Source organism: Streptomyces ficellus, from assembly GCF_030406405.1.
In the GTDB taxonomy this organism is placed as follows: Bacteria; Actinomycetota; Actinomycetes; order Streptomycetales; family Streptomycetaceae; genus Streptomyces; species Streptomyces ficellus_B.
This window is the reverse complement of the sequence record NZ_JAUEPL010000053.1, coordinates 1-16,284: the sequence shown is the minus strand read 5'-3', so window position 1 is coordinate 16,284 and position 16,284 is coordinate 1. Positions and strand designations below refer to the sequence as shown.

The 16,284-nt window shown below is 71.4% G+C and carries 14 protein-coding genes and 1 rRNA gene; 7 read left to right on the top strand and 8 right to left on the bottom strand.

Annotated features, from left to right (window positions below; all coding sequences use genetic code 11):
• The first annotated feature begins 21 nt into the window (after positions 1-21).
• Entirely contained in the window at positions 22-600 is a 579-nt protein-coding gene (locus QWM81_RS26480; protein WP_290114881.1) for a GNAT family N-acetyltransferase, read from the top strand.
• A 114-nt stretch (positions 601-714) separates the two neighbouring features.
• Positions 715-1,905 carry a winged helix-turn-helix domain-containing protein gene (locus tag QWM81_RS26475; protein WP_290114880.1) on the top strand — a complete coding sequence of 397 codons (1,191 nt, stop codon included), beginning with the start codon at positions 715-717 and terminating at the stop codon, positions 1,903-1,905.
• On the opposite strand, the gene QWM81_RS26470 is transcribed toward QWM81_RS26475, so the two are convergent.
• The 7 genes from QWM81_RS26470 to mtnA all read right to left on the bottom strand — a co-directional run bounded on the left by QWM81_RS26470 (position 1,898) and on the right by mtnA (position 10,490).
• A complete protein-coding gene (locus QWM81_RS26470) occupies positions 1,898-2,671 on the bottom strand; it encodes a response regulator (protein ID WP_290114879.1) in 774 nt (257 codons plus the stop codon). The two genes, QWM81_RS26475 and QWM81_RS26470, sit on opposite strands and share 8 nt — an antisense overlap.
• 193 nt (positions 2,672-2,864) lie before the next feature.
• The gene (gene hpf / locus QWM81_RS26465) at positions 2,865-3,554 is read right to left on the bottom strand and encodes a ribosome hibernation-promoting factor, HPF/YfiA family (RefSeq protein WP_290114878.1); all 690 of its coding nucleotides are present in this window, start codon (positions 3,552-3,554) and stop codon (positions 2,865-2,867) included.
• Between the two features lie 332 nt (positions 3,555-3,886).
• On the bottom strand, positions 3,887-4,615 hold the full coding sequence (locus QWM81_RS26460; protein ID WP_290114877.1) for a ComF family protein: 729 nt from the start codon (positions 4,613-4,615) through the stop codon (positions 3,887-3,889).
• A gap of 151 nt (positions 4,616-4,766) precedes the next feature.
• Complete coding sequence (locus tag QWM81_RS26455; RefSeq protein ID WP_290114876.1) at positions 4,767-6,617, bottom strand: LpqB family beta-propeller domain-containing protein; 1,851 nt, start codon at positions 6,615-6,617, stop codon at positions 4,767-4,769.
• The gene (mtrB, locus tag QWM81_RS26450) at positions 6,607-8,643 is read right to left on the bottom strand and encodes an MtrAB system histidine kinase MtrB (RefSeq protein ID WP_290114875.1); all 2,037 of its coding nucleotides are present in this window, start codon (positions 8,641-8,643) and stop codon (positions 6,607-6,609) included. The genes QWM81_RS26455 and mtrB overlap by 11 nt, the downstream gene beginning before the upstream one ends.
• Before the next feature lies 1 nt (position 8,644).
• Positions 8,645-9,334 (bottom strand): two-component system response regulator MtrA, encoded by a 690-nt coding sequence (gene mtrA / locus QWM81_RS26445; RefSeq protein WP_199819794.1) that lies wholly within the window; start codon positions 9,332-9,334, stop codon positions 8,645-8,647.
• Between the two features lie 4 nt (positions 9,335-9,338).
• Entirely contained in the window at positions 9,339-10,490 is a 1,152-nt protein-coding gene (gene mtnA, locus QWM81_RS26440) for an S-methyl-5-thioribose-1-phosphate isomerase (protein ID WP_290114874.1), read from the bottom strand.
• 182 nt (positions 10,491-10,672) lie between these two features.
• On the opposite strand from mtnA, the gene QWM81_RS26435 reads away from it, so the two are divergent.
• The 5 genes from QWM81_RS26435 to QWM81_RS26415 are packed head-to-tail and all read left to right on the top strand — an operon-like array spanning position 10,673 to position 16,107.
• The gene (locus QWM81_RS26435) at positions 10,673-11,905 is read left to right on the top strand and encodes a DUF7544 domain-containing protein (RefSeq protein WP_290114873.1); all 1,233 of its coding nucleotides are present in this window, start codon (positions 10,673-10,675) and stop codon (positions 11,903-11,905) included.
• A 4-nt stretch (positions 11,906-11,909) separates the two neighbouring features.
• The gene (locus QWM81_RS26430; RefSeq protein ID WP_435372459.1) at positions 11,910-12,599 is read left to right on the top strand and encodes a DUF4129 domain-containing protein; all 690 of its coding nucleotides are present in this window, start codon (positions 11,910-11,912) and stop codon (positions 12,597-12,599) included.
• The gene (locus QWM81_RS26425; protein ID WP_290114872.1) at positions 12,596-13,804 is read left to right on the top strand and encodes a DUF4350 domain-containing protein; all 1,209 of its coding nucleotides are present in this window, start codon (positions 12,596-12,598) and stop codon (positions 13,802-13,804) included. The genes QWM81_RS26430 and QWM81_RS26425 overlap by 4 nt, the downstream gene beginning before the upstream one ends.
• Positions 13,801-14,784, top strand: a complete 984-nt coding sequence (locus tag QWM81_RS26420; protein WP_290114871.1) for an AAA family ATPase — start codon at positions 13,801-13,803, stop codon at positions 14,782-14,784. Before QWM81_RS26425 ends, QWM81_RS26420 begins: the two co-directional genes overlap by 4 nt.
• A 12-nt stretch (positions 14,785-14,796) precedes the next feature.
• Positions 14,797-16,107: a DUF58 domain-containing protein gene (locus QWM81_RS26415; RefSeq protein ID WP_290114870.1), complete on the top strand. Its 1,311-nt coding sequence runs from the start codon at positions 14,797-14,799 to the stop codon at positions 16,105-16,107.
• Positions 16,108-16,207: 100 nt separating this feature from the next.
• Here the strand turns inward: QWM81_RS26415 and rrf are convergent.
• Positions 16,208-16,284: ribosomal RNA gene (rrf, locus tag QWM81_RS26410) — 5S ribosomal RNA — on the bottom strand; the annotation flags it as partial.

Below are 16,284 nucleotides of genomic sequence, written 5' to 3'. Positions count from 1 at the left end.
CCGCCCCACCACAATTCCGGCATGGAGCCCGTCACCCTCACCACCGAGCGCCTGCGGCTGCGTACGCTCACGCCCGCCGACGCCGAAGAGGTCCACGCCGCCTGTCAGGACCCGGACATCCAGCGCTGGATCCCGGTCCCTTCCCCGTACGAGCGGCAGCACGCGGCCGAGTACGTGGGACGTACCGTCCCGGACGGCTGGCGCGCGGACACCGCGTACACCTTCTGCGCACGTCCCCGCGAAGGCGGTCCGCTGCTGGCTTCCGCCGGCCTGCACCACCGGCGCTCGGGCGCCTGGGAGATCGGCTTCTACACGGTCAAGGAGCACCGGGGGCGCGGTTACGCGGGGGAGACGGTGCTCGCACTGGCCCGCTGGGCGTTCACCGACCTCGGCTGTACGCGCCTGGAGTGGCGGGCCCAGGTGGGCAACGCCGCGTCGCGGGCGGTCGCCGAGAGGGCGGGTTTCACGGTGGAGGGCACCCTGCGGGCGGCCATGGACCACAGGCAGACGCTGCGGGACTGCTGGATCGGCGCCCTGCTGCCCTCGGACCTGGGACTCCCCAGCGCCTACCCGTACCTCCCGTCCCCGCCCCCGTCCTGACCGCCCCGGTCCTGCCCCCCGTCCTGACCGCCCCAGTCCTGACCGCACCGTCCTGACCGCACCTGTTCCCCCAGCCCCTCCGGAGTGTCAGTGCCGCCGTCTATCGTGCCGAGCATGACGACCCTGCCGCGTCCCACCGCCGAGCTCTCCGCCGACGAGGCCCGTCGCATCGCGCTGCGCGCCCAGGGGTTCCTGGGCGCGCCGGACCGCCGCGCCGGCGTGCGCGGAATCCTGCGGCACCTCGGCGCCGTCCAGCTGGACACGATCTCGGTGCTCGCCCGCTCCCACGAGCTGATTCCGTACGCACGGCTGGGCGCCGTCGGCCGCAAGACCGTCGAGGCGGCCTACTGGACCCCCGCGTCCCTTGACGGGTCCCCGGCACGCCCCCACGCCTTCGAGTACTGGTCGCACGCGGCATGCATCCTGCCGATCGAGGAGTGGCCGCACTTCGCCTTCCGCCGCCGCGCCTACCGCGCGCGCCCGCACTGGTACCACGACCTGCCGGACGGCGCCTACGACGCGGTGATCAAGCAGCTGCGCGCCGAGGGGCCGCTGACGGCCACGGAGCTCGGCGGCGCGAAGAACGGCGGCGAGTGGTGGGACTGGTCGGAGTCGAAGGTCGCCGTCGAGCGGGCGCTGATGTACGGGGAGGTGGTCTGCACCGAGCGGCGCGGCTGGAAGCGGGTGTACGACCTGGCCGAGCGGGCCGTCCCCGACCATCTGCTGCACGACGAGCTGGACGACACCGAGTGCCTGCGCCGCCTGGTGCGGCTGGCCGGGCAGGCGCTGGGCGTGGGCACGCGCGCGGACATCGCCGACTACCACCGCCTCAAGGGCGAGCAGTTCGACGCCGTGGTCGCCGACTCGGGGCTGGTGCCGGTGCGGGTGCAGGGCTGGGAGAAGCCGGCCTGGGCGGACCCGGAGGCCCTGGCGAGCGTGGCGCGCGGACGGCACCGTACGACACTGCTGTCGCCCTTCGACTCGCTGATCTGGGAGCGGGCGCGCACCGAGCGTATCTTCGGCTTCACCCACCGGCTTGAGGCGTACGTCCCCAAGCAGAAGCGGATACACGGCTACTTCGCGATGCCGCTGCTGGCGGGCGGACGGCTGCTCGGCAGGGCCGACCCGGCACGCGAGGGCAGGACGCTGGTGGCCAAGCAGGTGTCGCTGGACTCCGCCAAGGCGGTGGCCCCCATGGCCCAGGCGCTGCGGGAGGCCGCCGAGTGGGTGGGATGCGATTCCGTCCGGATCGAACGCGTCGACCGGCCGGAACTCGCCGCCGCCCTCTCGTCCGCCCTCACCTGATCTCGAGGATCTTCTCCCTCATCGCGTAGACCACCGCTTCCATCCTGGAGTGCAGCTGGAGCTTCTCCAGGATGTTGCGGACGTGGTTCTTCACGGTGTTCTCCGAGATGAACAACTCCTTGGCGATGTCCCGGTTGTTCATGCCGGTGGCGACCAGCTTCAGGACCTCCAGCTCACGGTCGGTCAGCCTCGGGGCGGGGACGAGCCGGCGCTCGTCGGTGCGCTGGATCATCGACTTGAACTCGGTGAGCAGCTTGGAGGCCATCGACGGGCTGATCTGCGACTGGCCGTCCGCGACCGCCCGGATCGCGGTGGCCACCTCGTCGGTGGAGATCTCCTTGAGGAGATAGCCCGTCGCGCCCGCCTTGATCGCGTCGTAGAGGTCGGCCTCCTCGTCGCTGATCGTCAGCATGATGATCTTGGCGCTGGGGGCCACCTCCTTGATGGAGGTGCAGGCCTCGATTCCGCCCCGCTTGGGCATCCGGACGTCCATCAGCACGATGTCGGGCAACAGGTCGGCGGCCTTGTCGACGGCTTCCGCGCCGTCGCCCGCCTCACCCACCACCTGGATGTCCTCCTCCTGCGCGAGGACGATCTCCAGCCCCCTGCGGAAGAGCGCGTGGTCGTCCACGACAAGGACCCGGATGGGCTCCTTGCGGGACGCGTCGCCGTCCGCTTCCGGGCCCGCCTCGCTCCCGGCACTCGCCCCGCCCACCGGGGCGTCGGAGCCGCCCGGGTGGTGCACCGGGCCGAAGCTGTCCGCCATCGTTCCTCCCCCTGCAGGCCTGGCCTGACATTCATGTTCGGTCCGCCAACCGGGGCCCTTGGAGCACTGGTTGGCGCGCCCACCATGATTTCATGCCCGGACGGCGGAACGGTGCTCTCGTGGGCGCGCGGTGGTGCCCCTGGGGGCGCACAACGGCGCTCCAGAGGCACCAACCGGGACGAGTCAGCTGCCGTCAGCCGCCGAGCGCGCCGCCGGCGCCGCTCGCGTCGGAGCCGGCCAGCGGATCGGTCTCCAGGTGGATGACGCCGTAGTCATAGGCGTGCCGCCGGTAGACGACGCTGGGCTGCTTGGTCTCCGAGTCGACGAACAGATAGAAGTCGTGTCCGACCAGCTCCATCTCGTAGAGAGCCTGGTCGAGCGACATCGGGGCGGCCGTGTGGGTCTTCTCGCGGACCACCAGGGGCCCCTCGCCCCGCACCTCCAGCGGGCCCATCCGGGTCGTCGGAATGGACTCCGACCGTTCCTCCACCGCGACGGCGCCGTTCCCGTTCAGCATGGCCACGCCCGGGACGGCGTTGGGCACTTCGGCAGCCGAAAGACGGCCGCTCCCACGGCGGGTGTGACGCTTGTCGTGCTGCTTGCGAAGGCGGGCCTCGAGCTTGTCCGTGGCCAGGTCAAGCGCTGCGTACGGGTCGCCGGCCGCCGCCTCCGCCCGGATCACGGGCCCCCGGGAGTGGAGGGTGATCTCCACGCGGTCGGACCGGTCCGCCTGCCGCGGGTTGTGTTCCTTGGACACCTCGACGTCGAGGCTGATCACCTTGGCGTCGAGCTTCTGGATCTTCTCCAGCTTCAGCTTCTCGGCCACGTGCTTACGGAACCGTTCGGGCACCTCGGTCTTGCGGCCTTTGACGACGATGTCCACGCAGAACTCCGTTCCCGGATCGCTCCTGCCGGCTCACCACCGGCGAGCATCTCCCTTTTGCACCAGACCCCGGTGATTTCCGGAGCCTCGGACTTGGCGACTCGACCTCCTCCTCCCCCGTCGGCAAGATCCCCACCCCACCACCTTGGATGTCCTGACCGGCCCCCGGAATCTCGCCGGAAGCACGGCAGTGCATTCGGTGAAGCGCGGCTTTCGCCATTCCTCACACCCGAACATAGCTCGCTCGGACCGGTGTCGGCACCCGCTATCCGCACGAACCTCCGATCAGGTGTTTTTCCTCCTTCACTAGCTGCAACGATGCAAGTTCCCCGTCAGTTCCGGTTTATTGCGAACGACGCGGGGGTCGCGGCGACAACCGCGGCGTTCATCCGTACGTGCCCGGGAAATCGCGGCTCCGAAGTGGCACGCAGTGCCCGCGCCGCCTCGACCAGCGAGGCCCCGGTGGTCATGAGGTCGTCCACCAGCACGGGCCTGCCGACGGCCAGCAGCCGCCCCGCGCCGGCCGCCACGTCCAGGGCCCCGGCCAGGTTCGCGAGCCGTTCCCGCGCGCCCAGCCCGGACTGGTCCGCCACCGCCCGGCGCAGCCGCAACACGGGCAGCGCCCGCGCCGCCACCCCCGTACGCCGCAGCTCGCCCGCCGCGGCCAGCGCGATCCGCCGTGCCGCGTCGTGCCCACGCGCCCGCACGACGCGCCGGGCGGAGGGAACCGGCACCAGGAGCAACGGGCCGCTCCCCGTGCCGGGAGAAGCCGCTACAGCCGCCCTCACGGCCCCGGCGAGCGCGACGCCCAGCGGCCGGGCCAGTCCCAGCACACCGCGCTCCTTGTGCCCCAGCAGCACCGCCCGTACCGCGTCCTCGTACGGCGCCGCGGCATGGACCACCGGCAGCCCCGCCGGCTCCGGCACAGGCCGCACCCGCCGCGCCCGAGACCCGTACAACGCCTGCTCACAACGCGCGCACAGCGTCGTACGAGCGCGGCCGCAGCCCCCACAGGCGACCGGCAGCACCAGCCCGGTGATCTCCCGCCACCATCCCCGCATGGCACCACTGTGCCAACGGCGCACAGCCCCGGCCACCCCTGTGGAAAACCCCGACGCCGACCCCGGCACCGGGCACGCTGCCGACGATGCGCGCGGCAGGGCGCGGCCCCGGCGCCGCCCGGACCTGCGGCGATCCCCGGAGCAGCACGCGTCAGCCCGGGTAGACCGGTGACGTGCCCTTGTCCACCATCGGCTGCCAGTTGGCACCCGCCTGCAACCGCACGATCCCGTCGTCGGACGAGGCCGCCACCAGCGGCGCCCGCTCGTCGTTCGCCGCCGCGACCGCCTTCACCTGGTTCAGTCCCGGCACCGCCGCGGCCGATGTCGAACCGTCCGTCTGGATGTAGCGCACCTGCTGCACCCCGCCGGCCAGCTTGCCCAGCACCACCAGCCGGCTCGGCCCCGCCCACGACACCGACGTCACCGACTCCATCCGCGGCGCCACGGCTTGCAGGCCGACGACCTCGACCGTCTGCTTCGCGCCGGAACCGCGGCGTTCGATCCGCCCGATGTGCAGGGTCGTCTTGTCGCCCTCGGTCAGGCGCAGCGCGATCCGCACCCCGTCCTCGGAGACCCGCAGCTCCTCGATCCGCACACCGTCGGTGAGCCACGGCGCCGCGACCTTGAGCGGCTGCCCGGAGCCGCCGGGCACGAACAACAGCCGTGGGTTCGCCGGGTCGCGGTCGGCCACCCACAGACCGTCGCGTCCGTCCCAGCTGGGCGCGGACAGCCGGTCGGCCGGCTTGGCACCGTTGCTGTGCACCAGCGGCTCGGGCAGGTGCGCGTCGGCGACCACGGAGGCCACCCGCATATTGCTCTCGCCGTCCGAAACGGCGGCCGCACGACGCTCGTCCCGGGCCACCGCCACCGTGCTGATCCTCACCGACCCGTTGCCGAAGGGTCCGGGCACAGGCTCCGGCGTCCCCACGTCCTCAGCGCCGACCTCCAGCTCCGCCAGCCGTCCGGAGGCGTCGACGAAGTACGGATTCACCCGGAGTCCGCCCGAGGGGTCGGCCCGGTAGTTCTCCTTCTGGCTCTCCCCCAACAGGCACAGCGTGCGACCGTCCTCACGCTGCAACTCCACCTGCTCGACCCGGGCGGAACCCAAATCTCCCACGGTGAACAGCAATTGGGCCGCCATTCGCCGACACCGGTCGAGCCCTATATTGTCCGCCTTTTTATTGAGCGGCACCTTGAGCTTGTTCTGGTCGTCCGGGGTCAGCGACGTAACGCCGCTCTTCAGCGCCACACCCGTCGGGAAACTGGAATCCACCACCGGCTCAAGCCAGTCGGTCGGCCCCTCCAGCAGCGCCTTGACGGTCTGCGCCACCGGGTCCATCCGCGTCACCGGATCCTGCCGCTGCCTGATGTACACCGGGTCGGCCACGACCCACTGCCGGCCGGAGGCGAAGTAGTACGTGTTGACCGAACGGTAGTTGCGCTGGAAGTCCGACTCGCCCAGCAGCAGACCCTGCGGCAGGCGGGCGATACGCCATTCCTTGCTCTTGCCGTCCGGGCCGGTGACCTGCGCCAGCTCGATCGTTTCGCTGTAGTCGGTGCTACGCATCGGCTGGTAGGCGTGCCGGCTGTTCACGGTCGCGATCTGCTTGCCGTACAACGGGTAGACGAGGTTCCGTGTCTCCCGGACGCTGATGCGGTCCGGCTGCCTGCTGACCGGCGCGGCCGTGAGCACCGTGGTGCGCTCCTCGGGCTTCCAGGTCCGCGCCGCCTGCTTGGTCAGGTACGTACGGGCCGTCGCGAACCCCGGGTCGTCACCCGTCATCGCCTCCAGGAACCCGTCGACGATCTCGCCCGGCTCCGCGTTCTCCCGCGGCGTCACCGGATACACCCGCACCTGGGAGTCCCCGGGGTTGGACGCCTTGACCTGGGACACTTCCCCGCTGTCCGGCATGGACGCGCACCCGGCCAGCAGTGCGCCGCAGCCGAGCAGCGCGGCTGCGCGTACCGTACGTCCACGGCCGCGACGACGCTCAGCGCCCACGAGTCGTACCCTCCCGCTTCCCGTCCTGCGCGGGCGAGGTCCCCTCGCCCGCCCCCCGCTCTCCGCCGCCACGCGCCACGACCCGGGCCCCGTTCCCGGGCAGGGCCGTCGGATCGGCCGCGACCTGCGCCGCCTGCCGTGGCGGCAGCGCCGTACGCGACGCGATGGGCAGCCCCGCACGGGCCGCGCCCCCGGCCTGCCCGGGCACCGTAGGCAGCCGGCCAGCGCCCTGCGCTTCCTCGGCGGCCGCCCGCTCCCGGTTGCGCCGCGAGTCCTCCGGCTCCAGGGGTATCGGCGAGCCGCGCAACGGCTCGTCCGCCGTACGCGGCAGCGTCAGCCGGAACTGCGAACCGCCGCCCGGTTCCCCCCACGCCTGCAGCCAGCCGCCGTGCAGCCGCGCGTCCTCCACGGCGATCGACAGCCCCAGGCCCGTACCGCCGGTGGTGCGCGCCCGTGCCGGGTCCGCCCGCCAGAAGCGGTTGAACACCCGCGTGGCCTCGCCGGGCTTCAGCCCCACCCCGTAGTCGCGCACCGCGACGGCCACCGCGCCGCCCGCGGCGGCCATGCGGACCACCACGTCGCGGCCCTCGCCGTGCTCCACGGCGTTGACGACCAGGTTGCGCAGCACCCGCTCGACCCGGCGCGCATCGGCCTCCGCGACCACCGGCTGCTCGTCGCCCACCACGAGGATCCGGCCGCCCTTGCGCTCGGCCAGCGGCTCGGCCCCGCCGATCACCCTGCGTACGACCTCCCGCAGGTCTATCGGCTCCGCCTCCAGCGCCGCGGCGCCCGCGTCGAAGCGGCTGATCTCCAGCAGATCCGACAGCAGCGACTCGAAGCGGTCCAGCTGGTCGCCCAGCAGCTCCGCCGAACGCGCCGTCACCGGGTCGAAGTCCTCACGCGCCTCATGGATGACATCGGCCGCCATCCGCACGGTCGTCAGCGGTGTACGCAGCTCGTGCGACACGTCCGAGACGAACCGCCGCTGCATCCTCGATAGCTCCTCCAGCTGCTGGATCTTGTGCTGTAGGTTCTGCGCCATCTTGTTGAAGGCCTCACCGAGCCGGGCGATGTCGTCCTCGCCGGTGACCTTCATCCGCTCCTGGAGCCGGCCCGCCGACAGCCGCTCGGCGATGCCGGCCGCCATCCGTACCGGCGTCACGACCTGCCGGACCACCAGCCAGGCGATGGCCCCGAGCAGGACCACCACGAACAGACCGGCCGTCGCGAGCGTCGTCTTCACCAGTGCGAGCGAGTCCTCTTCCTGTGTCAGCGGGAAGAGGTAGTACAGCTCGTAGGAATTGCCGTCGATGTCATTGAGCCGTTTGCCGATGACGAGCCCGGCCTCGGACGGCTTGCCATCGGTGTAGTTGATCCGGGTGTACGTCTGGAACGTCCCCGTGCCCTGCGCCACCGACTCCCGCAGCTGCGGCGGAATACTCCTCGCCGGTTCCACCCCACCGGACGCCCGCGCGCCGCGGCTGGGCGCCGTGCCCTCCGAGTCCGAGCTGAGAGCCACCACGTTGAACGCGCTCTGACCACCGCTGGCGAGCTGCACGACCAGGTCGGACCGCCAGTTCAGCGAGGCACGGGCGGTCCCGCCCGCGGCGGAGCCGCCGTCCTGGCCGCCCGGCCCCGTGGGCATGCTCGCCTGGTCCTGGGCCGCCGAGAAGCCGCCGGACGCCTGGCTCTGCGCGGCCCTCTCCTTGGCGTCCAGCAGGCCGTTGCGCATCTGTCCGATGACGACGAAGCCGAGCAGCAGCACCACTCCGAGCGACATCAGCAGTGTGCCGGCGACCACCCGCAGCTGGATGTTCCTGCGCCACAGCCGTAGGGCGGGCAGCAGCGGCCGGCGCACCCAGCGCACCAGGAGCCGGAGCACCCGACCGCCGAGCGCCCCGTCCTGGAGGAGCCGTCCGCCCTGGAGCAGACGGCTCAGTCGCCAGGACTCACGCCCCGGCCCGGCAGCCCGCCCCGCACGGACTCCCGGGTTCCCGGGCTTCGGAGCAGCGCTGCCGCGGGACATGTCAGCTCGGTCCGGCCTTGTAACCGACACCGCGGACGGTCACGACGATCTCCGGCCGCTCCGGGTCCTTCTCGACCTTGGAGCGCAGCCGCTGCACATGGACGTTCACCAGCCGCGTGTCCGCGGCGTGGCGGTAACCCCACACCTGCTCCAGCAGCACCTCACGGGTGAACACCTGCCACGGCTTGCGCGCCAGGGCGACCAGCAGGTCGAACTCCAGCGGGGTGAGCGCGATGGACTGTCCGTCCCGCTTCACCGAGTGGCCGGCCACATCGATCACCAGGTCACCGATGGTCAGCTGCTCCGGCGCCGGCTCCTCCGACCTCCGCAGCCGCGCCCGGATCCGGGCGACCAGCTCCTTCGGCTTGAACGGCTTGACGATGTAGTCATCGGCCCCGGACTCCAGGCCGACCACCACATCGACGGTGTCGCTCTTGGCGGTCAGCATCACGATCGGCACACCGGACTCGGCCCGGATCAGCCGGCACACCTCGATGCCGTCCCGGCCGGGCAGCATGAGATCCAGCAACACCAGGTCCGGCTTGACCTCCCGGAAAGCAGCAAGTGCCTTGTCGCCGTCCGCTACGAACGACGGCTCGAAACCTTCACCACGCAGCACAATTCCGAGCATCTCGGCCAGTGCGGTGTCGTCGTCGACGACAAGGACGCGTCCCTTCATAATCGACATCATCCCATTAGCTAATCGTTACCTGGCGTGACCTGGCACACAGCTCGGAAATTCCTCCTCCGGTCACCGGCGACACCGCCCCCAGCTCGGTGACGATCGCCGTCACCAGCTCGGGGGGCGTGACGTCAAACGCCGGGTTGTACGCCTGCGTTCCCAGCGGAGCCACCGGGAGCCCTCCCCCCACTCCGACCCCACCGCTCAGCACCTGCGGCGGCGCAGTGAGCTCCGTCACTTCCTGCCCGGGCCGCTGCTCCACCTCTATGGACGCTCCGTCCGGGGTCGTGAGGTCGATCGTCGTGGTCGGCGCCACCACGATGAACGGCACGTGGTGGTACTTGGCCAGGACCGCGAGCGGGTAGCTCCCGATCTTATTGGCCACCGAACCGTCGGCGGCGATCCGGTCCGCCCCGATCAGCACGGCGTCCACCTCCCCCGCCGCGAACAGCGAGCCCGCGGCATTGTCCGTGAGCAGCGTGTACGCCATCCCGTTGCGGGCCGCCTCGTACGCCGTCAGCCGGGCCCCCTGCAACAGCGGCCGGGTCTCATCCACCCACAGCCGCCGCAGCCTGCCCGTCCGGTGCGCCTCCAGCGCCACGGCGAACGCGGTCCCCTCCCCGCCGGAGACCAGCGCCCCGGTGTTGCAGTGGGTCAGGATCCGGTGGCCACCGCCGGGCAGGAGCTCGTCCAGCAGCGCGAGCCCGTGCCCCGCCATCAGCACACTGGCTTCGGCGTCCTCCCGGTGCAGGGCCCTGGCCTCCGCGAGCGCCGCCCCTGCCGCCGCATCGCGGTCCTCCCCCTTCTCGATCGCCGCCCGGTGCGCGGCGACCGCCCGCCGCACGCCGTAGGCGAGGTTCACCGCGGTGGGCCGCGCTCCCGCCAGCAGCTCGGCCGCCTCCTCCACCTCGTAGCCCCGCGCCGCGGCCAGCGCCACGCCGTAGGCACCGGCGATGCCGAGCAGCGGCGCCCCCCGCACGGCGAGGGTCTGGATCGCCCCGACCAGCGCCGGCACATCCGTACAGACCAGCTCGACCTCCTCGGCGGGCAGCCGCGTCTGGTCGAGGAGCACGACCACCGGCCCTTCCGGCGGCTCATCCCAGCGCAGTGAGGGAAGCGTGGACGGTGCGGTGCCGACGGGAGTTTGTGCGTACTGATCAGCCATCCGCCCAGTCTGCCCGCTGAACCACGGACAATGAAGGTGGCGAGGAGATCCGGCCCCGGGCCCGCCGGTGGACGGCGCGTGGCACGATGGCTGCCAACCTGCCGCCCTACCGAGCGGCCCAGCACCGTGACCGAGCCGGCTCGCCGAGCCGGTACCGCGACCAATTCACGAGGTGGACGACCGTGAACGACACTCCGGGCTGGGCCTCGCCCGGATCTTCTCCCTCCGACGGCCAGGGCGGCGACGCCCCCCGGCCCGCCGAGCCGTCCGACGAACCCGGCACCGCCCCCAAGTGGTCCCCGAACCAGCCGCCGCCCGCCCAGTGGTCCCCGCCGACCATGCCGGGCCCGTCCGGCCCGGTCCCGCCGCACACGCCCGCACCGCGCTGGGGCGGCGGCGCACACCAGGGTGGCTGGGGTCGGCCGCCGGCCGCGAAGCCCGGCGTCATCCCGCTGCGCCCCCTCGGCGTGGGCGAGATCCTCGACGGTGCGGTCTCCACTCTGCGGGCCCACTGGCGCACCGTGCTCGGCATCACGCTGACCGTTTCCGTCTTCACGCAGCTCGGCGACATTCTCATTCAGCGGTACGTGGTGCCGGCGCCCCCGCAGCTCAAGCCGGACCCGACTCCGGCGGAGGCTCTGGAGCAGTCGGTCGAGTCCCTCCAGGCCAGCCTCATCTCCCTGGCTCCCACGATGGGCCTCACCCTCATCGGCACGTTCATCACCACCGCTCTGCTGACCATGGTGATCAGCCGCTCGGTGCTGGGCCGGCCCGTGACGCTCGCCGACGCCTGGCGCGAGGCCAGGCCGCGTCTGCCTCATCTCCTCGGCCTGGTGCTGCTGCTGCCCCTGATGAGTGCCGCCATCATGGCCGTGGGCCTGCTTCCGGGCCTGCTCCTGGACGACTCGCCCGTGGGCGTGCTGCTGGCCGTCGTCGGCGGTATCGCCGCCGCCGTGGTCATCGTCTGGCTGCTCGTCCGTTTCAGCCTCTCCTACTCGGCGCTGATGCTGGAGCGGCAGGGCGTGCTCGCGGCGCTGCGACGCTCCGCCAAGCTGGTTCAGGGCGCCTGGTGGCGGATCTTCGGCATCCTGACCCTCACCATGCTGCTGATGCTGCTGATCTCGATGATCATCGCGATTCCCTTCTCCATCGTCGCGCTGGCGGTGGACGGGCAGGGACTCGGCGGCCTGCTCGCCGGTACGCCTCCGGAGTTCGGATGGCCCTTCCTGATCATCACCGGCATCGGTGCGGTGATCGCCGCCTCGATCACCTACCCGATCTCCTCCGGCGTCTCGGTCCTCCTCTACATCGACCAGCGGATCCGGCGGGAAGCCCTCGACCTGGAGCTGGCCCGCGCCGCCGGCGTGCCCGGATACGGCTCCCCCTCGCCGGACGACACCGCCCCCAGGAGCTGATGCGGTGCCCAGCACGGGGGGCATGACGACGGCGTGGCTGCTGACCCACGCGAACGATGACGTGCCGGTGGACAGTCCCCGCCTCCCCGCCCGCGAGGCGGCGGAGCGGGAGCTGTCCAAGCCCATGTACCACGAGAACGACCCCAACCTCCTCCAGCGCGCGCTCGACAGCTTCTGGGACTGGGTGGGCCGCCTCTTCGCCTCCGCCTCGGACGCCACTCCGGGCGGGCTGCTCGGACTCGTGGTGATCGCCCTGGTCGTCGTGGCCCTCATCGGCGCCCTGTGGTGGCGGCTCGGTACCCCGCAGCGCACCCCCGTCAGCGCGGACTCCCTGTTCGGCGACCGTCCTCGCAGCGCCGCCGAACACCGCGCCACCGCGGACAAGCACGCCGCCGCCGGCCGCTGGAACGAGGCCGTCCAGGAACGGATGCGGGCCATCGTGCGCTCCCTGGAGGAACGCACCCTCCTCGACCCGCGCCCAGGCCGCACCGCCGACGAAGCCGCGGCCGAGGCGGGCCGAACCCTGCCCGGCCACGCGGACGAACTCCGTGCCGCCGCACGTGAATTCGACGACGTCACATATGGTGGGCGCACCACCGACCAGCGCGCGTACCAGCGGCTCAAGGACCTGGACACCGCGCTGGAACGCACCAAGCCCCAACTGAGCGACGTGGTCCAAGGAGCGGCCGGATGACCTCCACCGCCACCACCTCGACATCCCTCACCCCTCATCAGATGTGGACGCGGGCACGGGGGCTGCTCCTCGCCATCGCCATCCTGATCATGGCCGGGATCGTCATGGCGCTGGTCCGCTCCGGCACCCAGCACGGCCACCTCGACCCGCGCTCCGCCGACCCCAACGGCAGCCGCGCCGTAGCCGAGCTTCTCAAGCAGCGCGGTGTCACCACTCGCGTGGTCACCACGCTCGACGAGGCCACCGACGCGACAGGGCCCAACACCACCCTCCTGGTCACCACCCCGGATCTTCTGACGGGCCACCAGCGCAGCGTCCTGCGCGGCGACATGGACACCATGCGCGGCCGTACCGTCCTCGTCGCCGCCGGCACCACCTCCGTCGGCACCCTCGCCCCCGGGGTGACCACGGGCCGTTCCGCCCCGGTCTCGACTCTCGCCCCCGAGTGCTCCCTGCCTGCCGCGCAGCGAGCCGGCGACGCCGACCTCGGCGGCGAGCGCTACGTGACCGACGCCCCCGGCAGTGACGCGTGCTACCCCAGCGACGGCCGGGCCACTCTCCTGAGGATCGACGAGCCCACCGGCGGTGACACGGTCCTCCTCGGCGCCCCCGACATCCTCTACAACGACCGCCTCGACCAGCAGGGCAATGCCTCGCTCGCCCTCCAACTGCTCGGTTCCCGGCCTCATCTCGTCTGGTACCTCCCCTCGCTCAGTGATCCATCCGCCGCACAGGGCGGCGACAACACGGACGGCAACGGCGCCTCCGGCGACAGCGGATTCCTCGAACTGATCCCCTCCGGTTGGCTCTGGGGCACTGTCCAGCTCGCTGTCGCCGCCGTCCTCGCCGCCGTCTGGCGCGCCCGGCGCCTCGGTCCGCTGGTGACCGAGCAGCTGCCCGTCGCCATCCGCGCCTCCGAAACCACCGAGGGCCGCGCCCGCCTCTACCGCAAATCGAACGCCCTCGACCGCGCGGCCACCGTCCTTCGCACCGCTACCCGAACCCGGCTGGCCCCCCTTCTGGGCGTCCCTCCGAGGGAAGCCCACTCACCCGACGTCCTGCTCCCGGCCGTGTCCGCACGGCTCCCGTCAGAGGGCCGAGACCTCCGGACTCTTCTGTTTGGTCCCGCTCCCTCCGATGACGCCGCGCTCATCCTTCTGGCAGACCAACTCGACGCCCTCGAAAGAGAGGTACGCACCTCATGAGTGCCCCGACCCCCGAGACCGCTGAGAACTCGGACAGCGCCCGCTCCTCCCTGGAGGCTCTGCGCACCGAGATCGCCAAGGCCGTGGTCGGGCAGGACCCAGCTGTCACCGGACTGGTCGTCGCCCTGCTCTGCCGAGGCCACGTCCTCCTCGAGGGAGTGCCCGGAGTCGCCAAGACGTTGCTCGTCCGCGCACTTGCCGCATCCCTCCAACTGGACACCAAGCGCGTCCAGTTCACCCCTGATCTGATGCCGAGCGACGTCACGGGGTCCCTCGTGTACGACGCCCGAACAGCCCAGTTCTCCTTCCAGCCCGGCCCGGTCTTCACCAACCTCCTACTCGCCGACGAAATCAACCGCACGCCGCCGAAGACCCAGTCATCGCTTCTGGAAGCGATGGAAGAGCGCCAGGTCACGGTAGACGGCACGCCGCGCCCGCTCCCCGAGCCCTTCCTCGTCGCCGCCACACAGAACCCGGTCGAGTACGAGGGCACCTACCCGCTCCCGGAGGCCCAACTTGACCGGTTCCTGCTCAAACTGACGGTCCCTCTGCCCTCACGCGAGGACGAGATCAACGTCCTGACACGCCATGCCGAGGGCTTCAACCCGCGCGACCTCCAAGCCGCAGGAGTACGTCCGGTCGCCGGCCCCGCGGAACTGGAAGCCGCCCGCGCCGCCGTCGCCAAGACCACGATCTCCAGCGAAATCGCCGGCTACGTCGTCGATATCTGCCGTGCCACCCGTGAATCCCCCTCACTGACTCTCGGCGTCTCCCCGCGAGGCGCCACCGCCCTGCTCTCCACCGCCCGCGCCTGGGCTTGGCTCACCGGCCGCGACTACGTCATCCCTGACGACGTGAAGGCCCTTGCCCTGCCGACCCTGCGCCACCGCATCCAGCTGCGCCCCGAGGCGGAGATGGAAGGAGTCACCCCGGACTCCGTCATCACCGCGATCCTGACCCACGTCCCCGTTCCCCGCTGAGGCAGTGAAACCGTGGCCCTCACCGGACGAACCGCGCTCCTCGCCGCGATCGGCACTCTCCCCGTCGGCATCCTCGCCCCCAACTGGACGGGGATGCTCGCTGTCAACGCGCCCCTCTCGCTCGCAATTCTGTGCGACTACGCGCTCGCCGCGCCAGTGCGAACACTGCGGTTCACCCGAAGTGGTGACACAAGCGTTCGACTCGGTGACGCCGCCCACGTCCACCTCACGATCACCAACCCGTCCCGGCGCCGGCTGCGCGCCCACCTCCGTGACGCCTGGCCGCCCAGCAGTTGGCTTCCCGGCAGCGAGCAGGCCGCGTCCCGGCACAAGCTGACCGTCCCTGCCGGTGAACGCCGACGCCTCACCACCGTGCTCCGGCCAACTCGCCGCGGCGACCGTCACGCTGATCGTGTCACCGTGCGCTCCTACGGCCCGCTGGGTCTCGCCGCCCGCCAGGGCGATCACAAAATCCCGTGGACGGTCCGTGTCCTGCCGGCTTTCACGAGCCGGAAGCACCTTCCTTCCAGGCTGGCCCGCCTCCGGGAGCTCGACGGCCGCACCAGCGTCCTCACCCGCGGCCAGGGCACCGAGTTCGACAGCCTCCGCGAGTACGTCCCTGGCGACGACACGCGTTCCATCGACTGGCGCGCAACGGCCCGCCAGCAAACCGTCGCCGTACGCACCTGGCGCCCGGAACGTGACCGTCACATCCTCATCGTCCTCGACACCGGCCGTACCTCAGCCGGCCGAGTCGGTGACGTGCCGCGCCTGGACGCCGCCATGGACGCCGCGCTGCTCCTCACGGCTCTCGCGTCGCGAGCCGGCGACCGAGTGGACCTCCTCGCCTACGACCGCCGCGTCCGCGCCCGCGTGCAGGGCCGCACAGCAGGCGACGTCCTCCCCGCACTGGTCAATGCCCTCGCCCCGCTTGAACCCGAACTCATCGAAACCGACGCCCGCGGCCTCAGCTCCGCGGCCTTGACCAACGCGCCACGCCGGTCCCTCATCGTGCTCCTCACCAGCCTTGAAGCCGCCCCCATCGAGGAGGGACTGCTGCCGGTACTCCCGCAGCTGACCCAGCGCCACACTCTCCTCGTAGCCTCGGTCGCCGATCCACATACGGAAGCGATGACGAAGGCGCGCGGCACCGTCGAAGCGGTCTACGAGGCCGCTGCCGGCATCCAGGCCCAAGCCCAGCGCCGCCACACATCGGAAAAGCTCCAGCGCCACGGTGTCACGGTCGTGGACGCCACCCCCGACAAGCTCGCCCCGGCTCTTGCCGACGCGTATCTCGCCCTCAAGGCCACAGGCCGCCTCTGAGACCAAAGGAGGAAATCCGACCCAAAAGAGAAAGGTTCGGATTGCCCCTGAACGCAGGAAAGCCCCGCACCAGAAGGTGCGGGGCTTTCCCACAATAATTGTTCGGCGGTGTCCTACTCTCCCACAGGGTCCCCCCTGCAGTACCATCGGCGCTGAAAGGCTTAGCTTCCGGGTTCG